The organism is Bacillus sp. DHT2 (assembly GCF_026241455.1).
Lineage (GTDB): Bacteria > Bacillota > Bacilli > Bacillales > Bacillaceae_G > Bacillus_A > Bacillus_A pseudomycoides.
Map to the genome: position 1 here is coordinate 1 of NZ_JAPHWH010000025.1, position 22,973 is coordinate 22,973.

At 30.3% G+C, this 22,973-nt stretch carries 9 protein-coding genes and 2 pseudogenes; 10 read left to right on the top strand and 1 reads right to left on the bottom strand.

What is annotated here, in order from left to right:
* The 7 genes and pseudogenes from ORL93_RS29105 to ORL93_RS29135 form a co-directional block, all read left to right on the top strand.
* Positions 1-2,284 (top strand): non-ribosomal peptide synthetase (locus ORL93_RS29105; RefSeq protein WP_265960189.1); only part of this gene is annotated, 2,284 nt, incomplete at its 5' end.
* A gap of 326 nt (positions 2,285-2,610) precedes the next feature.
* Positions 2,611-4,095, top strand: a complete 1,485-nt coding sequence (locus ORL93_RS29110; RefSeq protein WP_020062746.1) for a class I adenylate-forming enzyme family protein — start codon at positions 2,611-2,613, stop codon at positions 4,093-4,095.
* Positions 4,096-4,270: 175 nt separating this feature from the next.
* The gene (locus ORL93_RS29115) at positions 4,271-5,596 is read left to right on the top strand and encodes an ATP-grasp domain-containing protein (protein WP_020062745.1); all 1,326 of its coding nucleotides are present in this window, start codon (positions 4,271-4,273) and stop codon (positions 5,594-5,596) included.
* A 281-nt stretch (positions 5,597-5,877) separates the two neighbouring features.
* Positions 5,878-7,101 carry an MFS transporter gene (locus ORL93_RS29120; protein ID WP_265960190.1) on the top strand — a complete coding sequence of 408 codons (1,224 nt, stop codon included), beginning with the start codon at positions 5,878-5,880 and terminating at the stop codon, positions 7,099-7,101.
* A gap of 140 nt (positions 7,102-7,241) precedes the next feature.
* A complete protein-coding gene (locus ORL93_RS29125) occupies positions 7,242-8,144 on the top strand; it encodes an aldo/keto reductase (protein ID WP_020062743.1) in 903 nt (300 codons plus the stop codon).
* A gap of 153 nt (positions 8,145-8,297) precedes the next feature.
* Entirely contained in the window at positions 8,298-8,801 is a 504-nt protein-coding gene (locus tag ORL93_RS29130; protein ID WP_020062742.1) for a low molecular weight protein-tyrosine-phosphatase, read from the top strand.
* A 144-nt stretch (positions 8,802-8,945) separates the two neighbouring features.
* Positions 8,946-9,092: pseudogene (locus ORL93_RS29135) on the top strand (L-2-hydroxyglutarate oxidase); the annotation flags it as partial.
* 195 nt (positions 9,093-9,287) lie between these two features.
* Here the strand turns inward: ORL93_RS29135 and ORL93_RS31340 are convergent.
* A pseudogene (locus ORL93_RS31340) lies at positions 9,288-9,673 on the bottom strand (sigma 54-interacting transcriptional regulator); the annotation flags it as partial.
* Positions 9,674-9,806: 133 nt separating this feature from the next.
* Between ORL93_RS31340 and ORL93_RS29145 the strand changes: the two are divergent.
* From ORL93_RS29145 to ORL93_RS29155, 3 genes are all read left to right on the top strand, one after another.
* Entirely contained in the window at positions 9,807-11,033 is a 1,227-nt protein-coding gene (locus tag ORL93_RS29145) for an MDR family MFS transporter (protein ID WP_257142281.1), read from the top strand.
* 91 nt (positions 11,034-11,124) lie between these two features.
* Positions 11,125-11,817: a 4'-phosphopantetheinyl transferase family protein gene (locus tag ORL93_RS29150; protein ID WP_020062739.1), complete on the top strand. Its 693-nt coding sequence runs from the start codon at positions 11,125-11,127 to the stop codon at positions 11,815-11,817.
* 271 nt (positions 11,818-12,088) lie between these two features.
* Positions 12,089-22,963: a non-ribosomal peptide synthetase gene (locus tag ORL93_RS29155; protein ID WP_265960191.1), complete on the top strand. Its 10,875-nt coding sequence runs from the start codon at positions 12,089-12,091 to the stop codon at positions 22,961-22,963.
* The last annotated feature ends 10 nt before the right edge of the window (positions 22,964-22,973 follow it).

The window sequence follows — 22,973 nt, forward strand, 5'->3', positions numbered from 1 at the left end:
TTTATTAAACAACTTGCCGACTTGTGATGCAAGTATCGTACAACTAGATGAGGATTGGCCAGTGATTGCTCAAGAAAGTGGGAGTAATCCGAAGAATATATCAACTCCAGATAATTTGGCATATGTTGTCTATGCGTCGGATACGACAGAAAAGCCTAAAGGAGTATCTATACAAATTTATTCTTTAGTAGAACATATCAATGGATACAGAAAGTATTTTGAAATAAGTAAAGGAATGAATTTTGCCTTTACCAATTATGCAACTGACATGGGTTACGCGTTGATTTTTCCGTCAATAGTTACCGGAGGTAGTGTACACATCATATCAAAGAATATACTTTCTGATACAAGAGCTTTTGGGAATTATATTCGAACGTATGATATTGATGGTCTGAAAATTGATTCATCACATTTAAGGATACTTTTGAGTAGGGAGGATCCAAAAAAAGTATTGCCACGCCGTTTTTTAATATTAGGAGGCGAAAACTTTGAAGTTGAACTTTGCAAACAAATTAAATTTGTATCACCTGATTGTGAAGTTCTTTATTATTATGAACCAATGGAGATAACCGTAGGTTCAATAACGTGCAATATATTGGAGAATTCCTTGAGTTTGTTAACTATCACGGTAGCAAAAACTATTGCAAATACGAAAGTATATATACTTGACAGAAAAATGAATCCAGTACCTATCGGTGTACCAGGAGAATTATATATTGCAGGAGACGGTCTCTCAAAGAGGTATTTAAATCATCCGGAGCTAACGACAGAACGATTTGTACCAAATCCGTTCGTAGATAAAACAGGAGAACGGATGTACAAAACAGGAGACTTAGTATACTATTTGCCAGATGGAAGTCTTAGGTTTATTGGAAGAATTAACAAACAAGCCAAAATATGCGGATATTGGATTGACATTGGAGAAATTGAATTTGTATTAAAGCAGTGTGAAGGTATTCAAGAAGCAATAGTGGAGATGAAAGAAGATACGCCTAGGGATAAAAGTCTTGTGGCATATATCGTTGGGGAATCGCAAAGTGATACACAGCTTCTACGCAAAAAACTTATACAAAGGCTACCTGCATATATGGTACCAACAACATATGTATGGCTAGAACAAATACCATTAACCCCAAATGGTAAAGTTGATAGAAAAATACTCGATCTTACTAACTTCCAGTCTTCTATTCCAGAGGAAAGGATAACTGGTGTTTCACGAGACAAACTTGAATTTGAAATGTTAAGCTTGTGGAATGGTGTTCTGGAAAATCAGAATATAAATATGGATTCAGATTTTTTCGAAGTTGGAGGTCATTCATTAAAAGTAATACTATTAGTTGAAACGGTGATGAGAAAGTTTGGAATTGATATACCTATAACCACTTTAATTGAGAATGCTACACCTAGGAAACTATGTAATGCAATTCGTAATCAAGTATCTATAGAGAGTTCTAGAATTGTAAATATTAAGCCTGGAAATGACAAAGAGCATGTTTTTTTTGTTCATCCAGGAGGTGGCGGAGTATTTTGCTATGTGGATCTTGCTAGACGCTTAAATACTGATGCAACTATTTATGGAATCCAAGCGCTTGGTATTGATACAAACGATGAACCTTTGTGGGATTTGGATGAAATTGTAGACTTGTATGTAAATGAAATTTGTAAAATTAATGATGGGGAATTAATTTATTTTGTGGGATGGTCTTCTGGTGGGACTTTTGCATATGAAATGGTACGTAGGCTAGAGAAAATGGGGAGAAATATTGAGTGTGTTATACTCTTTGATACTTTAGCGGTCTACCCTGAATTAACGAAATATAATTTAATTTCCGAAAAAAACAAAAAGAGAAGTAGTGAACGATTGCAGTATTGGAAGATATTTTGTGAAAGTAAAGGAGTTAATATTCCTGAAATTGAAGATTTAACAGAAGAAGAAATTATCGAATGGATGAACACGAACGCATATAAAAATGGGGTTTTACACCCTGATGTTAGTAGAGAGATGGCTAGAAGAGAATTAAAGGTTTCAGTCGCAACATTTAACGCGTTAAGGCAATATACACTTGATGGGCAAATCTGTACTGATATTAATTGGATAATTGCATCCGAACACTCAACGAATAATGACAACTTCAGATTTGTACATGAAAATGAGTGGAGGAAAAGAACGAAAGGGCAATTTTGTACTTGGGAATCGCCTGGTACACATAAAAATATGCTCTTACGCCCCCATGTGGATCATCTTGCTACCATTGTGGAAAGTATAATTTGTACCAAAAAATAAAATTGTTATTTAATGGAATACCTAGCTGTATTTGGAATAATGTTATTATCTTAAGTAAGGTAGTTAAAATTATTAGGAAGCTCTTTGCAAAGAGCACATAGGTAATAATTTAAACTTTAAAACATTATAAAAATTCAAAGATATTATTATACAAGACTGGATGAATATGATTAAAGAGCCTGGAGATAAGGAAATGATAAGAGATATAATCCAAGGTATATTGTCATTATAATTACGGAAAATTCAGACGATTATAAACTTTGTAGGGAACAAATGGAGGAACGCTAGATTACATATTCACAACTTGTGTTTAGGAGAATGATAATATGATTGTTCAAAATCTACTGGATAACGCTGTTAAACATCCTGAAAAAAAATGTATTGTAGACAAATCAAGATCACTTACGTATGGAGATATGGCAAAAGAAATAAAACAATTTGCGTCATATCTATCCGCTAAGAACGTAAAAGAAAATGATCGTATTTTATTGTGTTTACCCAATTCTTGTGATTTATTGGTTGCTTATTGTGGAACTATGTTGGTTGGAGCGACTGTTTGTTTCGCTGATTATAATATGAATATGTCATCCATTCAGGTTATTGTTAAGGACTTAAATCCTAATTTATTTTTTACATTAGAGAGAACAGATCTAATATCCTCTTTTGAAGAATGTGAAAGCTATCCTGAAGCTGGTGTCTTATCGAATCAGCCAGAATTCATAAAAGAAACAGAATATTCAAATGAAATAGCCCATATTATGTATACAAGTGGAACAACAGGAAGTCCTAAAGGTGTTAAAATCACACATGATAATATTGAATTTACAGCAAAAGCGATTATCAAATGGGCACATATAGAATCAGAAGATCGAGAATTAACAACACTCCCCCTAAGTCACTCTTTTGGATTGGGACATTTCCATTGTTATGCGATGATTGGAGGGACAATGTATATAGAGACGGGATTGCTAGATGTTAAGAGGGTTTTTAATGCTCTTGAAAAAGCAACTAGTTTTCCTCTTACTCCGGCCGGAGTAAGATTTCTACTTCAATATTATAAAAAGGAATTTCAAGAAAAAGCAAAAAAACTAAAGTATATGATTATCAATACTGCTCCAATGCCACACGATCTTACAGAGGAGTTACTTGATACGTTACCTAATACCGATATATATATTTACTACGGTTTAACTGAAGCAAGTAGATCAACATATCTGCATTGCAACTCGAATCGAAGTAAATTAAGGAGTGTTGGAAAGCCACCACAAGATGTACACATTAAAATTTATAATGAAAAAAATGCGAAAGAAGAAACCACAGCTGGGCATGTTGGAGAAATATTAATATCTGGGCATAATGTAACAAGTGGTTATTTAAATGAAGATATATCTCAATCAATTTGTAATGGATGGCTTCGCACAGGTGATCTAGGTTTTATAGATGAAGATGGATTTTTATATATTACTGGAAGGGTGAAAGAACAAATTAATATAGATGGACTTAAGGTAAGCCCATATGAAATAGAATCATTGATTTCTACTTTTCCTGGTATAAACGACGTTGCTGTTATAGGTGTTTCTGATAAACTATTAGGCGAAAGTATTGCTGCTTTTGTTGTTACTGAGCATCAAAATTATAATGAGCAATTTAGTAATCGAATAAAACAGAAATGTACAGAAAAAACTGAATTATATAAAGTTCCAAAAGAAATCAAGTTTATTAGGGAGATTCCGAGGGATCAAAAAGGAAAAATTCAAAGAGGTGAATTGTTAACATTGTTTAATCAGTTACAAAATATACAGAAAAAATAATTATTATATATCGTTTACTTGATTCAGATATCTACATTGAAACTATCAAGCAAATAGAATACTAATTCGAGAATTTTTTCTTAATCTAAATTTTATTATACGTATCAAAACTTGAAATTAAAAAATTGAAAGGCTGTTTTATTATAAAACTTTTTCTAAACTGGAGGAAACCAAGTTGGCTCAACAAGCATTCTTATTGTTTGGAGGATTTACTACAGGTAAATATCCAAACTTCATAACGGCCATTGAAAAATATGATTTAGATATATTGGTAATTGATGTGAAAAATGACAGCACAGAATTGAATTTACATAGAAGAGAGTCTATAGAAGGTCATCCCTTTCAAAAAATAAAAGAATTTGCGTTGATTAATCCAAACGAAATCCAGAAGGTACTAAGCCAGATTTTAATATGGAAAAATTCGTATGAAATTAAAGGTGTATATACAATTAGAGAGAGTTTTGTAGAAATCTTAGGACTTGTTGCCGATTACTTAGGTCTTCCTTCGCCTGGCTTAAGAGCTTCTCAAGTTTGCCGTAATAAATTTTTACAAAGGTTATATTTTGATAAATGGAGCCCTAGCTATGTCTGTTTAACGCCTGAACAAAGAAACGAAGTAACTGCAATTAGAGATCAATCATTTCCTGCTATTTTAAAACCTATTAGTAGGGAGGGGAGCTCTGGAGTATTGAGAGTAAACTCTCAAGGTGAAATGATGCAAGCTTTAGAACAAGAATATGCCTCAGACGAAACTGTCCTTATTGAACAATATATTAGAGGTAGAGAGTATTCGGTAGAGACTCTTATTCAAAATAAAAAGATCATTTTTTCTTGTCCTACACAAAAAAGAACTAATGAGTTAAAAGGAAATTGTTTCGTTGAAATGGCTCATACTGTACCTGCAGCTAATCTCAAGGAAGAAGAATACCAGAAACTCTTAGATATTAATCGGGAAATTGTAAAAAAACTGAATTTTAAAAATGGAATTTCGCATGCAGAATATAAAATAGATTCAGAAGGGAATATTTATCTTATGGAAATTGCAGCAAGAAACCCAGGAGATGGAATATTGCAATTATATCAGGTTACTACTGGTATACCATTAGAGAATATTTTAATTGATATTGCATTAGAAAAAGAAGCTCAATATCTTGCTCCAAATAGATTTGCTCGCCAAGTTTACTTTGATCATACACCAGGAATATTAGTGGATTTCTTGATTGAAGAGGACATAGGTATTACCCCTGTTTGGTTAAGAGAAGAAGGTATAAGACCACTAATTACGCCTAGTAATCATAATGATGAACCACAAATAAAAGAATTATTGATCGAAAGAAAAAAAGGTGATCAACTTTTTGAAATTAAAGCATCGAAAGATCGTTGTGGAGCATTTATTTTTGATTCAAACACTAAAAATAACTTAGACGATCTAGAAGATTATTTCGCAGCTAAAATTTCTATAATAACTGATTCAGATTCAAAAGATGATTCGATTGAATAATCTAACTTTTTCCTATTAAGTGTAGATATTTAAGTGAAAAGAATCTTTTATATTGGGGATTCGCTTGAAATGCAAGAAATATAGACGTACATCCAATGTGAAAAATTCTATAATTTAATCTCTTTATGAAGGGATTGGATTATAGAATTTTATAAAAACTATAACTTTGATCACCATTTAGTATCACCAATAATTAACTTTTATAAATAAATTTATGGATGTTATTGCTTGAAATAATTAACATTATAAGACAGGTGAGTGATTAGAAAATGCATGTAGTTTTGAGGAATAAAAATTTCCTTAATTTCTTTATAGGAAATACCATTACATTTATTGGTAATGGCATGTACTTTATTGCGCTTTCTTGGTTAGTTCTTCTGCTTTCGGGTACCACATCTGCCATGGGATGGTTATTGGCTATTTCAGCAATTCCAGGTATTCTCTTTTCTCCAATAATAGGTGTATGTATTGACAGGTGGGATAGGAGAATAATTTGTGTTGCTGGGGATATTTTTAGAGGATTTCTACTTTTGGTAATTCCTCTACTTTATTATTTAGATAAACTGGAGATTGGGCATTTGTATATCGTTGGTTTTTTCTTATCAATTGGAAATCGTTTCTATTATCCTGCTTCAGGTGGACTAGTTAAGGAAATTGTACCTGAAAAACATTTATTATCTGCTAATTCACTAAGTAATATTTTTGCGCAAACTGGATTGTTAGTAGGTGCAGGTATAGGTGGAGTTCTAATTATGTACATTAATCCAATATTTAATATATGGATTAATGCGGCTACTTTTTTTATCTCTTCTATATTTACGATTTTTGTACGGAGTGGTATAGTTCATCCACAAAACCAATCGAAAAGAAAGAAAGTATTAAAAGAATACATCCTTGGATTAAATTATTTGAAGTATCGTCCATATATAATTGGAATATCTGTTTTACAAGTTTTTCTCTATATTTCATTTTACACAACTAATATTATTTTACCTGCTTATTCAAAAGAAGTTTTAAAGGTAGGATCAACTGGTTTTGGGTTAATAGATGCAGCATGGGCAGCAGGAGCTATTGTAGGAGGGGCTTTATTACTATCTGTTTTTTTCAATAAGTTTAAGGATAGTAATATTATAAAATGTGGTTTTTTAGTGTTATCACCTATCATTCTTTTATTCTCCATTTCTCAAAATCTAATTCAAGCTATGATAGGGTATTTCTTGATGGGGCTACTTTTTGTAAATATACGAATAAAAATTGATACTATAATTCAATCGGAGGTTGAAAATAAGCTACAAGGAAGAGTGAAAAGTACTATTTATATGGTAATTGATTTTATAAGTTTAGCTGTATACTTAGGAATTGGATATTTGGGAGATCTACTTTCATTACGAATTGTTTATGGATTTATTGGTTTACTCATATTTTGTGCATTTATTATCTCATTTCCAGTATTTAAATTAAAACGAGTGGAAAGATCCCGTGAAATAAATAGTAAGATAATCTAGTGTACAATATTTCAATTTTAAGGTATGAATTAGATTGTGGTGTTGCTAAGGATTGTCAATTGAATTTTAATTTGGAAGAGATAAGGATATTATATAGGTTTATGGCTTAATTACAATATTTTAAATGGGGGATTAGTTTTATGGAACGTGTACAAATTACTGATAACTTATCTTTTTCCCGCATGATTTACGGTTTGTGGAGATTATCTAATTGGGGATATACCAGAGAAGAAACCCTAGAGTTAATTGAGTATTGTTTGGAAAGAGGTATTACTACATTTGACCATGCGGATATTTATGGGGGTTACACCTGTGAAAAGTTGTTTGGTGACGCCCTATCATTGAAGCCTTCTCTTCGTGAAAAAATTGAAATTGTAACTAAAACGGATATAAAAATCGTAACAGATGGCAGACCAAACCATAGAGTTTTCCATTACGATACAAGCAAAGAACATATTATTCATTCAGTGGAACAATCTCTCAAGGCACTTCAAACTGATTTTATTGATGTATTATTATTACATCGCCCGGATCCATTAATGGATCCTACGCAGGTTGCAGAAGCTTTTAATATTTTAAAAAAAGATGGCAAGGTTCTTAATTTCGGAGTTTCAAATTTTAAATATTCACAATTCAACTTGTTACAATCGTATTTAGATTTTCCACTTGTTACAAACCAAATTGAACTGTCAGCTTATAATCTTGAGAACTTTGAAGATGGAACACTTGATTTATGTCAAGAAAAACGTATACCTCCAATGGCATGGTCACCACTTGCAGGAGGAGAGATTTTTACTTCGAAATCTGAAAAAGCAATACGTCTTCGACAAAAGATTTCCCAAATACAACTAGAGATTGATACAAATAACCCTGATAAAGTACTTTATTCCTGGTTATTAGCGCATCCAGCAAAAATAATGCCAATTATTGGTTCTGGAAAATATGATAGGATTGATAGCGCTATCCAATCCTTGAATCTAAATCTTTCTCGACAGCAATGGTTTGATATTTACCAATCATCATTGGGGTATAGGTTACCGTAACTTAGTAGCGTACTGTAAAGCCAAATTTTTTGACTCGAAAAATCCTTGGTATACGAAATTCGCATTTTGTTGGTGCTACTCCATTAGAAATATAAATGAAAAAATTTATCTGAGTTTATAGTTTTATATTAAATTATAGAAGGTGTGATCTGATTGAATAAGGTATTATTTTTATGTTTAGGTAACATTTGTCGTTCCCCGATGGCTGAAGCGATTTTTCGGAATCTAGTAACAGAACAGAACCTTGAGAAACATATTATTGTAGATTCAGCGGGTACAGGAGATTGGCATAGAGGTGAAGCTCCATATATTAAAACTCAAGAAGTACTATTGAAGAATAATATATCATTTGAAGGAATTAAAGCTAGGCAAATTACTCCAGAGGATTTGAGGAATTTTGATTATGTAATCGCAATGGATAAAAAAAATATCTATGATATTAATAATGCAAATCAAGATTTAAAAACAAATGTAAAACTTCTATCTCAATATATTACTAATAGTAAGTGGGAAGAGGTACCAGATCCCTATTTACATGGCGGTTTTGAAGAGGTTTATGAAATGCTCTTAGAAGGATGTCATCATTTATTAAACACTATAATTCATGAGAATAATATTGCTACTATATCTATTACTAAACGAGCTATTAACAAGTAATGTTATCTTTCTAATAGCATATCCAGTAAGGTAAGATTTTAAAATATCCCCAAAACGAAAGTTTTGTCTCTTCATTGTTGTCCGTGGGAATTTAGTTCATTATTATGTTTTTAGGAGCCATGTACTTCTTAAGTTCATGGCTGTGGCGTAAGGGAACAAGCCATTTTATCAAACGGAAACATGGTAGATGATTTTTGCGTCATCTCTGGGATAAACTCTATGCACATTTGCAACACACGGTCTCTGGCTGCAACAGCTAGTCTGAAAATTGGAGAAGGAATCGCCAAATAGGTACCGGACGTTGTGTACGTGAAAGTTTAGTAGATCCCCTGGGCTGCCGGGGAATCTTTATTTTTTTGAGGTGACGATCTTGGATGAGTTGGTATGAAACAAGTTGTCGGGATTTGTTGAGTGTTCAATATTCTGTGTCGAATCATCGATATATCTAAGAGTGATCTTTCTTGAAAGTAATTCTATATTTCTAGTGCCAGTATATGCTCCTGATTCATAACCGAATAACTCACTTTCAAATAGAGCAGCAGGAATAGCACCGCAATTAATAGAAATACAGTTTTGTTTCTAAGGCTTGCATCATGAATCGCTTGGGCAAATAGTTCCTTCCCAACGCGGTTTTCTCCAGTGATTAAAATCGTTGCATCTGTCTTTGCTACCTTGTTCATGGTGTGAATAATATGCTGAATTGCGCCGTTATTTCCTTTTATATTGCTGAAGGCGGCATCTCGTTGATTTTGTATCATTTGCTTTAGTTGCTGTAATTTTTCAGAAGTAGGGGACGATTTTTCATTTAGTTTGATTGTAGCGGTAATAACTTTTTCGACAGACATAGAACCAACTAGTTCGTTTTTTTCATTAGTGTCACATTTGAGCTTGGAATATTTTTTGTTTTTGAATCATTCTTCATTTTTTGAATATTTTTAGGTATAATAATGTTGAGGAGGTAATATTTTGAATTTTTCATCATTGCATAGGAATATTAAGACTAGGGTGATTACATCCTTTTTTATGAGGATTGTTGGTTCAATGATTTTCCCGTTTATGGCTATTTATTTCTCAGAAAGGCTTGGGACAGCATTAACAGGAGTATTATTGTGTCTTAATGTTATACTTGGGATATTCAGTGGATTCTATGGAGGATATTTAGCAGACAAAATTGGTCGAAAGAGAGTTATGGCCATGGGATTGGTTATTAATATTATAGCTTATTCTTTAATGACAATAGCTAATTCTCCATGGTTTGAATCAGTTTGGATAACGTTTGTTATGTTCACCATTAATAGTATCTGTAATAGCTTAGTAGGTCCAGCTGCAGAAGCTATCTTAATTGATAGTAGTACCAAGGAAAATCGTAATTTTATGTATAGCCTCACATACTGGTCATTGAATGTTGCTGCTATGATTGGATCTCTGCTTGGAGGCCTCTTTTTCAACGAACACCGGTTTGAGCTTTTCATTGGGTTAACAGTCACTTCTGGAATAACATTATTTATGGTCATTTTTGTCATGACAGATGAGTATGTTCCTAAAACAGTTGTAGAAAAAGTACATGTTATTCGGGATATGATAAATAGTTATAAGGTAGTAATTGTAGATAAAGCCTTTATGGCCTTTACATTTGCAATAGTATTTTTATGGTCACTAGAAAATCATGGGGCAAACTATATTGCAATTAGAATATCACATGAGTTTACACCAATTGACCTTCATTTGTTAAGTTTTCCTAAAATTCATTTAGATGGCATTAAAGTTGTAGGGTTTCTTTTAAGCCAAAACACAGTATTGGTTGTATTATTTACTCTGTTTGTGTCGGCATGGATTCGTAAATCCAATCAAAAAAACATGTTATACATCGGTATCGCATGTTATACGGTAGGTTACTTATTCCTAGGATTTTCAAATATAGTATGGGTCATTTTTATAGCAGGTTTTATCAATACAATTGGAGAAATTATTTATACTCCTATTCAATCAACAATGCGAGCTGAATTAATGAATGAAAGTGCTAGAGGTGCATATAGTGCTTTTAGTTCGATTAGTTATCAACTGTGTAATTTAATCGGTGCATTAGGTATTACTTTGTATAGTTGGATAGGAAGTCAGGGAATGCTAATTGTGCTTGCTATAAGCGGATTTGTTTCTTTTCTACTTTTTAGGTATAGCTTTAAGTTAAGTGAGTCAAAACAAGAACGGAAACTAGAATATAAAACCTTTTAGAATAATATATCAGAATATAAATTTATTTTTCACAAAAAATAGCAATAGTGTATTTTATGATAATAATTAATAACAAAAAATGAGGAATTATATGGTGATTTATACTGTAGAAATTATAAATATTAATCAAGAAATATTAAATAAACTGCTTTTATGGAGTGATCTAGATGAAAAAACGTCGAAAAATTTTCTTAATATAAAAGATAGTGTTAGAACAATGGTTGGTGAGATACTTATAAGGTCTATTGTGGCTGAGCGATTAGGGATTAAACAGAAACAAATTAAATTTAAGAAAAATAAATATGGTAAACCTTATTTAGAAGGCTATTCAAATTTTAATTTTAATATATCTCACTCAGGGAATTTAGTAGTATGTGCATTAGATGAAAAGCCTATAGGAATTGATATTGAACAAGTAAAAAACATTGAATATAAAGATGTGGTTAAAAGTTTTTTTTCAGAAAACGAAAAAAATTATGTGTTTAACGGTGATATAAGCCTCGAATTAGATAAATTTTATGAAATCTGGACTCTGAAGGAGAGTTATTTAAAATGTATAGGACAAGGTCTATCAGTTCCGCTAAATTCATTTTCAATTGAATTAAACAATATGGAGGATATTAAAGTAATATCCTATAGTGAATATAAAGATTATAAATTAAAAATGTTTAATATAGGGTCAAGTTATAAGATGGCTGTTTGCTCGGTTAATTCTGAAATTTCCAACAACGTTATAAAAATAGATGGAGATATATTAATAAACAGCTTTTTAAAAGAAAATTAGGTGAAAAAGGTATCATTACTTATCCTGTATTAGCTAAATTTTATTGTGTTATAGAATGTGGGAAGTAAGAGAAATAAAGGATGAAGGGGATAGTTAAAAAAATGGCATCTTTAATATTGAGTATGCAGTCAAATACCGTGTAAGAACAGATTAATTAATGAATGAAAGTGTTTTGGAGAAATAATACAAAAGTAGTATAAGTTATTACAGCGAAGATAATTACATAGAATTAATTGAAAATCATAAATTTTTTAATAGAAGGGTGAGTCGAGTGGGAATAATCCAAAAGCTTGAAAAAGATAATATAGAAAATATCAGTTCACTAACTAGTATTCAGCAAGCGATATTGTTTGATTATATTACTGATAAAAAAAGAGAATATATTAAACAGTTAAGTTTAACGCTTTCGGGTGATATAAAATTAAATATTCTACAACAAGCATGGGACTGTGTAATAAACTCAAATGAAATGTTAAGAACTGTTTTTAGATGGGAAGAATTAAATGAACCAGAACAAATTACTCTTAAAAAAAATAGAGTTCAAATCAAATATTATGACCTGACAAGAAAAGCAGAAAAGTATGTAGAACTTCAAAAAATTAAATCGAATGATTTAAAACGGGGAATAGATATTACTAAAGAAACATTAAGAATTTACTTATGCAAGTTAGATGAAAATAAGTATGAAATGATAATTAGCAATCATAATATTATATATGATAGACAGAGTAATAATATTATTTTAAAAGAATTAATAGAAACATATAACAATGTATATAAGGGGCTTAAGCCTTCAAAAATAAATAAAATAAAGTTTGTTGACTTCATGAATAGGACAAATCTTATTGATAAGAATGAACAAAAAAAATTTTGGTCTGATTATTTCGAAGGATTAAAAATGGATAAAGATTTATTTTATTCTGAAAATAACAATATAATAAAAGAATATTTTTATAGTTTCTCTGCTAGTAAATCGGATAAAATTAAACAATTTGCTAATGAACATAGGATATCTTTGTCAGCGATATTTTATGGGGTATGGGGAGTACTTTTACAAAAGTTGAATAATTCAAATGAAGCATTATTTGGTACAACAGTATCATTAAGAAATGAAAATATTGAAAATGCTGTTGGATTATTTATTAATAGAATTCCTCTAAGAGTAGATTCAACTTCTATTACGTTTATGGAATTAATTTGTAATATTGAAAAGTCATTAAATGAAAGAAAGTATTTTGAAAATACACCATTAATTGACATCGAAAGATATTTAAGTAAGGAAATAAATAAAGAATTTATCAGTTCTACAGTTACTATAGAAGATAAGCCTATAGAGAAAAATTGTAACAAAGAAAGTAAACTATGCATTGAGGATTATTCATTATATGATAAAACCAATTATAAAATGGCTTTGGAAGTATCAACATACAATAGTTTTGTTTGTAAATATAGCTACAATCCTGAAGTAATTAATGAATCTGAAGTGGTAAAATTAGCTGAATATTTAAATATAATACTAGAGAATGGTATGAATAATAAAAATATACAGATATCAGAAATAGAGCTATTATCTAAAGCTGAAAAGGAACAAATTCTTTATGAGTTTAACGACACAAAAGTAGAATATCCTGAAGAGAAGACTATTCAAGAATTATTTGAAGAGCAAGTAAATAAGACTCCAAATAGAATAGCTGTTGTATTTGAGAACCAACAAATAACTTATAAAGAGTTAAATGAAAAAGCAAATTCACTAGCAAGAGTTTTAAGAGGTAAAGGAGTTAAGGCAGAATCAATTGTAGGGATCATGGCTGAAAAATCACTAGAAATGGTGATCGGTATAATTGGGATACTAAAAGCCGGGGGCGCTTATCTGCCAATAGATCCAGAATACCCTGATGAGAGAATTAACTATATTTTAAATGATTCCAGATGTGAACTGTTGCTTTCAACAAATGATTTATTAAAGAAAATTGATTTCAATGGAGATGTTGTAAATCTGTCGAACAAGGAATTGTTTCAGGAGGAAACACATAATTTAGAGATTGCAAATAATTCCGATAATTTAGCTTATATATTATATACATCGGGGACCACTGGAAATCCAAAAGGTGTAATGTGTGTACATAAAAATATTATAAGATTAGTTAAAAATGCAAGTTTTATCTCATTTAAAGATGATGATAGAATACTTCAAACAGGCTCTATAATGTTTGATGCATCTACTTTTGAAATTTGGGGTGCATTATTAAATAACTTACAGTTGTGTTTGATTAAAACTGAAACTTTACTATCACCTTTTTTATTAGAAAAAGCTATCATTAGAAATAAGATAACTACATTATGGTTAACATCCGAATTGTTTAATCAATTAGCTGATGAAAACGATAAAATATTTGAAAAATTACGTTGTTTATTGGTGGGCGGGGATGTTTTATCAACAAAATATATTAATTTAATAAGGAATAAATATAGTGATTTAAAAATAATCAATGGGTATGGACCGACTGAAAATACAACATTCTCTACGACTTTTTTGGTTGATGATGAGTATTATCTAAACATCCCAATTGGAAAACCGATTTCAAATTCAAAAGTTTATATAATTGATAAGGATAATAATTTAATGCCCATAGGTACACCGGGTGAATTATGTGTTAGTGGTGACGGATTAGCACGGGGCTATATTAATAAACCAGAGTTAACAAAGGAAAAGTTTGTTGATAATCCATTTGAAATAGGAAAGAAAATGTATAAGACTGGAGATTTAGCGCGATGGTTGCCTAATGGAAATGTTGAGTTTTTAGGTAGAATAGATAACCAGGTGAAAATAAGGGGATTTAGAATAGAATTAGGAGAGATAGAAAATAGGTTACTACAGCATAAAGATATAAAAGAAGCAGTAGTTGTTGTAAGAGATAATGTGGAAAAAGGGAAGTGCTTATGTGCGTACATTGTATGCATGCGTGAATATAGTGATTTAGAGCTTAAAGATTATTTAAGCACAAATTTGCCAGAGTATATGATACCGTCATATTTTGTCAATCTCGAAAGAATGCCCGTAACACTTAATGGGAAACTGGATAGAAAAGCACTTCCAAAACCCAATGTAAATGAGATAGTTTTAAATAAATATGAAGCCCCAAGTAACAAATTAGAAGAAATTTTGACGAATATTTGGAGTATTACCCTTGGAGTTGAAAAAATAGGCACAAATGATAATTTCTTCGACTTGGGTGGAAATTCATTAAATGCAATAACAATAATAGCTAAGATCCATAAAGAACTAAATAAAGAAATAACGATAAAGGACATATTTAATTCACCAACTATTAAGGAACAAAGAATTTTGATAGAAAAAATAGATAAAAATATGTATTCAATAATAGAGAAAGTAGATGAAAGAGATAGTTATGGAGCATCCTCTGCTCAGAAAAGAATGTATCTAGTCCAACAATTTTTTGAGGATAATACAGCATATAATATACCTCTTCTTTTTGAAATAGAGGGGGATGTTGATAAAGGAAAAATGGAAAAAACCTTTAAAGAACTAGTTAAAAGACATGAAAGCTTAAGGACTTATTTTGCACCAATTGAAGGTGAAATAGTACAAAAGATTGATCAATCCTATGACTTTACTCTTGTTAAGAGTGAAAATAATAAAGACATAAATATGATTGTAAAAGAATTCATTAGATCCTTTAATTTAGAACAATCACCACTTTTAAGAGTTGAACTTGTAAAAAGTAGAGGGAAAGTCTACTTATTAATAGATATGAATCACATAATAGTAGATGGAATATCTATTAATATTTTAATAAAGGAGTTTATCGCCCTGTATAATGGGGAAGAATTAGCCCCATCGAATTTACAATATCGAGATTTTTCTACTTGGCAGAATAATTACTTGAAATCGGAAAAGATAAAGCAGCAAGAAGAGTACTGGTTGAATTTATTTAATGACCAAATACCAGTTTTAGATTTACCGTATGATTATGAAAGACCAGCACATAAAACATTTGAAGGTGACACTGTAAATTTTCACTTGAGTGAAAAAAGATCAGATGAGGTAAGAATACTTGCCAAAAAAACAGGAACTACGATTCATATGGTAATGCTTTCTGCCTTGAATATTCTTCTTTCAAAATATAGTGGACAAGAAGATATAGTAATAGGAGTACCTGTTGCAGGAAGATCACGCTTGGAACTTGAGAATATAGTAGGAATGTTTGTAAATACATTAGCCTTAAGAAATAAGCCAGAGAAAAGTAAAAAGTATATAAATTTCTTAAAAGAAGTAAAAAACAACTCATTAAAGGCATATGAATACCAAGATTATCAATTTGAAACATTAGTAGAAAGATTAAATATTGAGAGGAACATAAACAGTAATCCACTATTTAATATTATGCTTAATATTGTGGATATAGAGAATACAGCTGATATTAAATTAGACGAACTTTTGTTAAAACGTATAGATTACAATAGTACCAATTCAAAATTTGATATGACATTAAATGTATTGGAAAAAGATAATATTTTTAAATTTAGTTTGGAGTATTGTTCGAAATTATTTAAAAAAGAAACTATAAAAAGAATGAAGAATCATTTCTTAAAAATATTAGATGAAATAACCATTAATCCGGAAAAAAAAATATCTGAAATTGAATTACTTATGAAAGAGGAAAGGGATAAAATATTATACAAATTTAATAATACCAAAGCGGAATATCCTGAAGAAAAGACAATTCATGAATTATTTGAAGAGCAAGTAGAAAAGACACCAAATAGTATAGCTGTAACATTAGAGAATAAACAACTGACATATAGGGAGTTAAATGAGGAAGCAAACAGTTTGGCAAGAGTGCTAAGGGGAAAAGGTGTAAAGGCTGATTCTATAGTTGGAATAATGGTAGAAAGATCGCCCGAATTAATAATAGGTATAATGGGAATCTTGAAAGCGGGAGGCGCTTACTTACCTATAGATCCTAGTTATCCAAAGGAAAGAATAAACTTTATTTTGGATGATAGTAGGTGTGAGGTGTTATTAAGTAGTGACAGTTTAACAACTAATATAGAGTTTAAAGGGGAAATCTTAGATTTATTGGATAAACATTTATTTAAAGAAGAATCAAGCAACTTAGAAAAAATAAATACATCAAGAGATTTAGCGTATGTAATCTATACTTCAGGTACGACAGGTAATCCTAAAGGTGTAATGATTGAACATAAATCTTTAGTTAACTATGTGGTATTTTCAAAAAACAAGTATGGTATTAATGAGAAATTTTATATGCCATTTTATACATCAGTTTCTTTTGATTTAACAATAACATCAATATTTACTCCTCTTGTAAGCGGAAATACAATGGTTATATATAGCGATGGCGATATTCATGAATTAGTAAATGATGTGTTTTTAGGCAATGATAGTTCTATAGTTAAGTTAACACCTGCTCACTTGGGTTTAATAAAAGAAATGAAATATTTAAACAAGTCAATTAAGAAAATTATTGTAGGTGGAGAAGACCTAACAGAAGAATTGGCGAAAAATACAAGTGATTTATTTGAGAATAGAGTAGATATTATAAATGAGTATGGACCAACAGAAGCAACGGTTGGATGTGTGGTTCATAGTTATAATTATAGAAATAAATATAAAAACTCGGTATTAATAGGAAAGCCTATTTCTAACTCAAAAGTATATATTGTTGATGGAAACTCAAAATTAATGCCAATAGGAGTACCTGGTGAACTTTGTATAAGTGGAGATGGATTAGCAAGAGGGTATCTAAACCGTTGTGAATTAACGAATGAAAAGTTCGTAGATAATCCATTTGAACATGGAAAAAAGATGTATAGAACAGGTGATTTGGCGAGGTGGTTACCTGATGGTAATATTGAATGTTTGGGGAGAATAGATAATCAAGTTAAAATTCGAGGTTTTAGAATAGAACTCGGAGAGATTGAGAATAAATTATTACAACATGAAAAAATCAAAGAAGTTGCGGTTGTTGTAAAAGAGCATCATGGAAAAGAAAAATACATCTGTGCATATATAGTAAGTGGGTCAGTGATTAGTGAACTGAACTTGAAGGACTATTTAAAGGAAAGCCTACCTGAATATATGATTCCGTCATACTTTAAACAAATAGAGGAACTCCCTTTGACATTAAATGGGAAGCTTGATAGAAGGGCTCTTCCAGAATTAAATAGAGATGAATATTTAAACAAATATGAAGCTCCAAGAAGCAAAGTAGAAGAACTGTTGGTGAAGGTTTGGGAAGACGTTCTTAGTGTCGAAAGAATAGGTATAAACGATAACTTTTTTGAACTTGGAGGGCATTCATTAAAGGCAGCGCTACTTATGGCTAAAATTCATAAAGAGCTAGATGTAGTAATACCATTGAAGGTGCTATTTAGTAATCCAACAGTCAATGGGTTAATTGGATTTATTAAAAATGCCCAAAAGAGTAAGTTTTTAAGGATAGAGAAATCGAAAGAGAAAGAATACTATCAAGCATCATCTGCTCAAAAAAGGATGTATATGTTACAAAAATTTAATGGAGAAAGTACGGCATATAACATGCCGATCATAATGGAGGTGTGCGGAGAGGTTGATGTCAATAGAATAGAAAAAGCATTTCTAAAATTAATGAACAGACATGAAATATTTAAGACTTCTTTTAAAATGAATGAATATAAAATAGTACAGAAGTTTAAATCCTTAAATGAATTTAAACTTACTTTTAGAAAAGAAAATAAAGATGTAGAGAATGTCCTAAGAGGATTTGTTAAGCCATTTGAATTAGAAAAGGCACCTTTATTTAGGGCTGAGCTTATAGAAACTGATGGGAAAACATTTTTATTAATGGATATGCACCATATTATTTCTGATGGGATATCAATGAATATTATTTTGAAAGAATTTAAAGCGCTTTACAACGGAGAGGAATTAGCCACCTTAAGAATTCAATATAAAGATTTTGCAAAATGGCAAAATGAATTGTTAGAGTCAGAAGTAATAAGAGAAAAAGAAGAGTACTGGATGAATATATTTAAAGGTGAAATACCAGTGTTAAATCTTCCTTATGATTATGAACGGCCAGCAATTAAATCATATGAAGGGGCTAACCTAAATTTCACAGTTAATGAAGAAATAACTGAAGGATTAAGAAAACTTTCAAGGAAAACAGGTAGTACAATACACATGGTGCTATTATCAGTATTTAATATTTTACTTTCAAAATATAGTGGGCAAGAGGAAATTGTTGTTGGGGTACCAGTTGCAGGAAGGCAAAATGTAGACCTACAAAATATAGTCGGGATGTTTGTAAATACATTAGCTATTAAAAGTAATCCATCAGGTGAGAAGGAATATATTGAACTTTTAGAAGAAACAAAAGAAAATCTATTGACAGCATACGAAAATCAAGATTATCAGTTGGAAAAGCTTATAGATAAGTTAAGTATCAAAAGAGATACAAGTAGAAACCCTTTGTTTGATGTTTTGTTTAATGTTGAAGATACTATTGAAAGTCAGGATATAGTGCTAGATAAAGTTATGCTTAAGTTATATGATTTTGAAAACCTTACATCTCAGTTCGATTTAACATTAAATGTAATAAAAAGAACCAAGACATTAGAGCTCAATTTTAATTATTGTACGAAATTGTTTAATAAAGAAACCATAGTGAGAATGTTTAAGCACTTTACTAAAATATTAAAAGAAATTGTTAAAAATAGTTATATTAAACTATCAGATATTCATTTTTTAACTGAGAGTGAATTACAAAAAATAAACGAATTCAATGATACAGTGGTAAATTTCCCTGACGACAAGGCCATCCAAGAATTATTTGAAGAGCAAGTAGAAAAAACACCAGATGGAATAGCTGTTATATTTGGAGATAAATATTTAACCTATAGAGAATTAAATGAAAAGGCTAACTGTTTGGCAAGAGTATTAAGAGAAAAGGGCGTTAAATCGGATGTTATTGTAGGTATAATGGTTGAAAGGTCTCTAGAAATGATAATAGGAATAATGGGGATATTGAAATCAGGAGGTGCCTATTTACCTATAGATCCTAACTATCCGGAGGAAAGAAAACAATTTCTATTGAAAGATAGTGGAAGTAAAGTATTACTAAGCAAAAAAACTTTAATAGGGGGTTCGAATCTATTTCAAGGCGAAATATTAGATTTATCTAATAGTGTTTTGTTTGAAGGGAAAGTAGATAATTTAGAAAAAATAAATAGATCTAGCGACTTAGCCTATGTAATTTATACTTCAGGTACAACCGGAAATCCTAAAGGTGTAATGATTGAACATAAATCATTAATTAATAGATTAAATTGGATGCAAAAAAAATATCCATTAACTGAAAAAGACACAATATTACAAAAAACGACCTATGCCTTTGATGTTTCTGTATGGGAGATACTTTGGTGGTCTATAGTCGGTGCTAAAGTTTGTATGCTAGGACCTAATAATGAAAAAGATCCTCAAAAAATTATAGAGGCAATTAAACAATATGAAATAACAACTATGCATTTTGTACCATCAATGCTTGATGTTTTCCTATTTTACTTAGAAGAAAATAATGATAATGAATCATTTTCTAGCTTACGTCAAGTGTTTTGTAGTGGAGAGGCATTAAATCATAGTCAGGTATCAAGATTTTTTAGAAGAATGGATAATAGTATAAAACTTATAAACTTATATGGACCAACTGAGGCAACAATAGATGTGACTTATTTTGAATGCAATCATGAAATTACAAATGTGGTACCAATAGGAAAGCCGATTGATAATACAAAATTATATATATTAAATGGCAATGGACCTGTACCTATAGGTGTTAAAGGAGAATTATATATTTCAGGTGCAGGACTAGCAAGAGGGTATTTAAACCGACAAGATTTAACAAGTGAAAAGTTTATTAATAACCCTTTTGAACCAGGTACAATAATGTATCAGACAGGTGACTTAGCTAGATGGTTGCCAGACGGTAATATTGAATATTTGGGTCGGATTGATAATCAAGTGAAAATCAGAGGACATAGAATAGAATTGGGGGAAATTGAGAATTCACTACTCAACTATAAAGAAATAAAAGAAGCAGTAGTAGTAGCAAAAAGTGTGAGTGCAAATCAAAATTATTTGTGTGCTTTTCTTATATCAAATAAGAAAATAAATATGGAGGAGGTAAAAAATTCTTTAAAAGAAAAACTACCGGATTATATGATACCTGTAGTTTTCATTCAATTAGAAAAATTACCTCAAACAATTAATGGAAAAGTAGATAGAAAGACTCTATTGGAAATGAATGTGAATATCCCTGAACGGCAATATGAAAAACCTTCTAATAAGATAGAAAAATTACTACATTTGATTTGGAAAGAGTTATTAGGGATTGAAGAAATCGGAGTTAAAGATGACTTTTTTGAAATAGGTGGAAATTCGCTTTTAGTGATTAAACTTCATTTGAGGATAAAGGATAGTTTGAATCTTGAAATACCTATCGCTGATTTATACAGATATACAACAATTGAATTAATAAGCGAAAAGATTAAGGGGCAAATGGAAATTCTTGATTATGCAATAATTGAGAAAAATCTAGAAAAAGAAATCGGAGGGAAGTATAAATTTAAGAAAGTACAAATAAATAAAAAAGAATACATCACTTTGTATACAAATAAATCTTATGAAGAAATATTTCCTTACTTGAGAAATTATATTTCTCCAAGTAAATTTCCGCATTATATTAGACCTTTTAATCACATGCTTGAAAATAAAGTAGTTCCTAAACGTATTCAAGCGGAAAATAAGATACGAAGTGAAGATACTAATAATAAAATCATCGAAAAATATATCGATAGACAAGCAAGTTATTTAAATTTAGAGATTAAATCTAAGCAGATAGTAGATAGATATAAAGTATCCTATCTACAAAATGCCTATATAACAAAAAAATTTAAAAGTATACTGATTACAAAAATTCAAGTTTTTGATGAGATGAATTTAAAGCATATTAAAGAAGCACTAAAAGAAACCTTAAATATGGACTCAGTATTTAAATCTGTAATTGATAACAATAAAGATAGTATTAACTTTATTGAGTACGAAAAAATTAAGGATTTTGACATGGAAGTACTTAATTTATCAATGTATACGGAAGAAACAAAACAGAAAATTGAAGAGAAAATATGTGACTATGCTACTAAAAAACTAATAAGTCAAAACCCTATTCATAATTTGCTCTTTAATCTATTAATTATAAAAAAGAATGAAAAAGATTACGATATTTTGTTTTTTGTTGATCATAATATTTTTGATGGTGCAAGTAAAAAAATTCTGATGGTTAATTTTTTTGATAATCTAAAAAAAATTAACCAAGAAAATTCAAAACCAGATACTGAAAAAGGCACATACAAAGAATATATATATTCCATCAATGAAAATACTAATATTGAGAAAATTGAAAAAATTAAAAAATACCTCACTTATGAAGAGTATTTATTAAATGTGAAAAAGTTAAAGGGAAAATTTGAAACATTAAAAACTGACGTTAATTCTTTTAATTCAGAGTGTTTTCAGTATTATTACGATCAAGATGTTAGCTACGGTCTTCCGAATGGAGATAAAAACTTTGGCCTTAGTTTATACATTGTAATGAAAATTTGTGAAATATTATTTGAAGAAAATAAAATTCCAATCAAAATTATCAGAGATGGTAGAGTGTATCATGAAAAATTCAAACGTTTGATTGGTGATTGTCATGTTTCACATCCAATATTATGTAGTACTAACAGTATAAATGAGTGCTATAAAGATGTTGTTTCATTCGAAAATGAAATTTTTATAAATGAAGGCTTTGATATTGGAGATCTTGTTTTTGGTAATAAATTATATGATTTGCAATTACAAGAATTGATGATAAGTACTTTTATGAATTTTAATTACATCGGCGAATTAACAGAAGATGAAGAATTAATTCTAATGAGTGAGATGAAAAAGAGTAATCGTCTTAATGTGTCTATTGATTATCCAATAACAGCCTATTCTGTGGAAAATAAAATAGGAGTAGTTCTTCCATGGATAATTAAAGATAAAATGAAAGAAATAAAGGAATTAGATTTTAATTAAAACATGATAA

What these genes read in the sequence shown, in the direction of transcription:
- ORL93_RS29110 (WP_020062746.1), top strand. Translation starts at nt 2,611, where the DNA reads ATGATTGTTCAAAATCTACTGGATAACGCTGTTAAACATCCTGAAAAA.
- ORL93_RS29125 (WP_020062743.1), top strand. Translation starts at nt 7,242, where the DNA reads ATGGAACGTGTACAAATTACTGATAACTTATCTTTTTCCCGCATGATT.
- ORL93_RS29150 (WP_020062739.1), top strand. Translation starts at nt 11,125, where the DNA reads ATGGTGATTTATACTGTAGAAATTATAAATATTAATCAAGAAATATTA.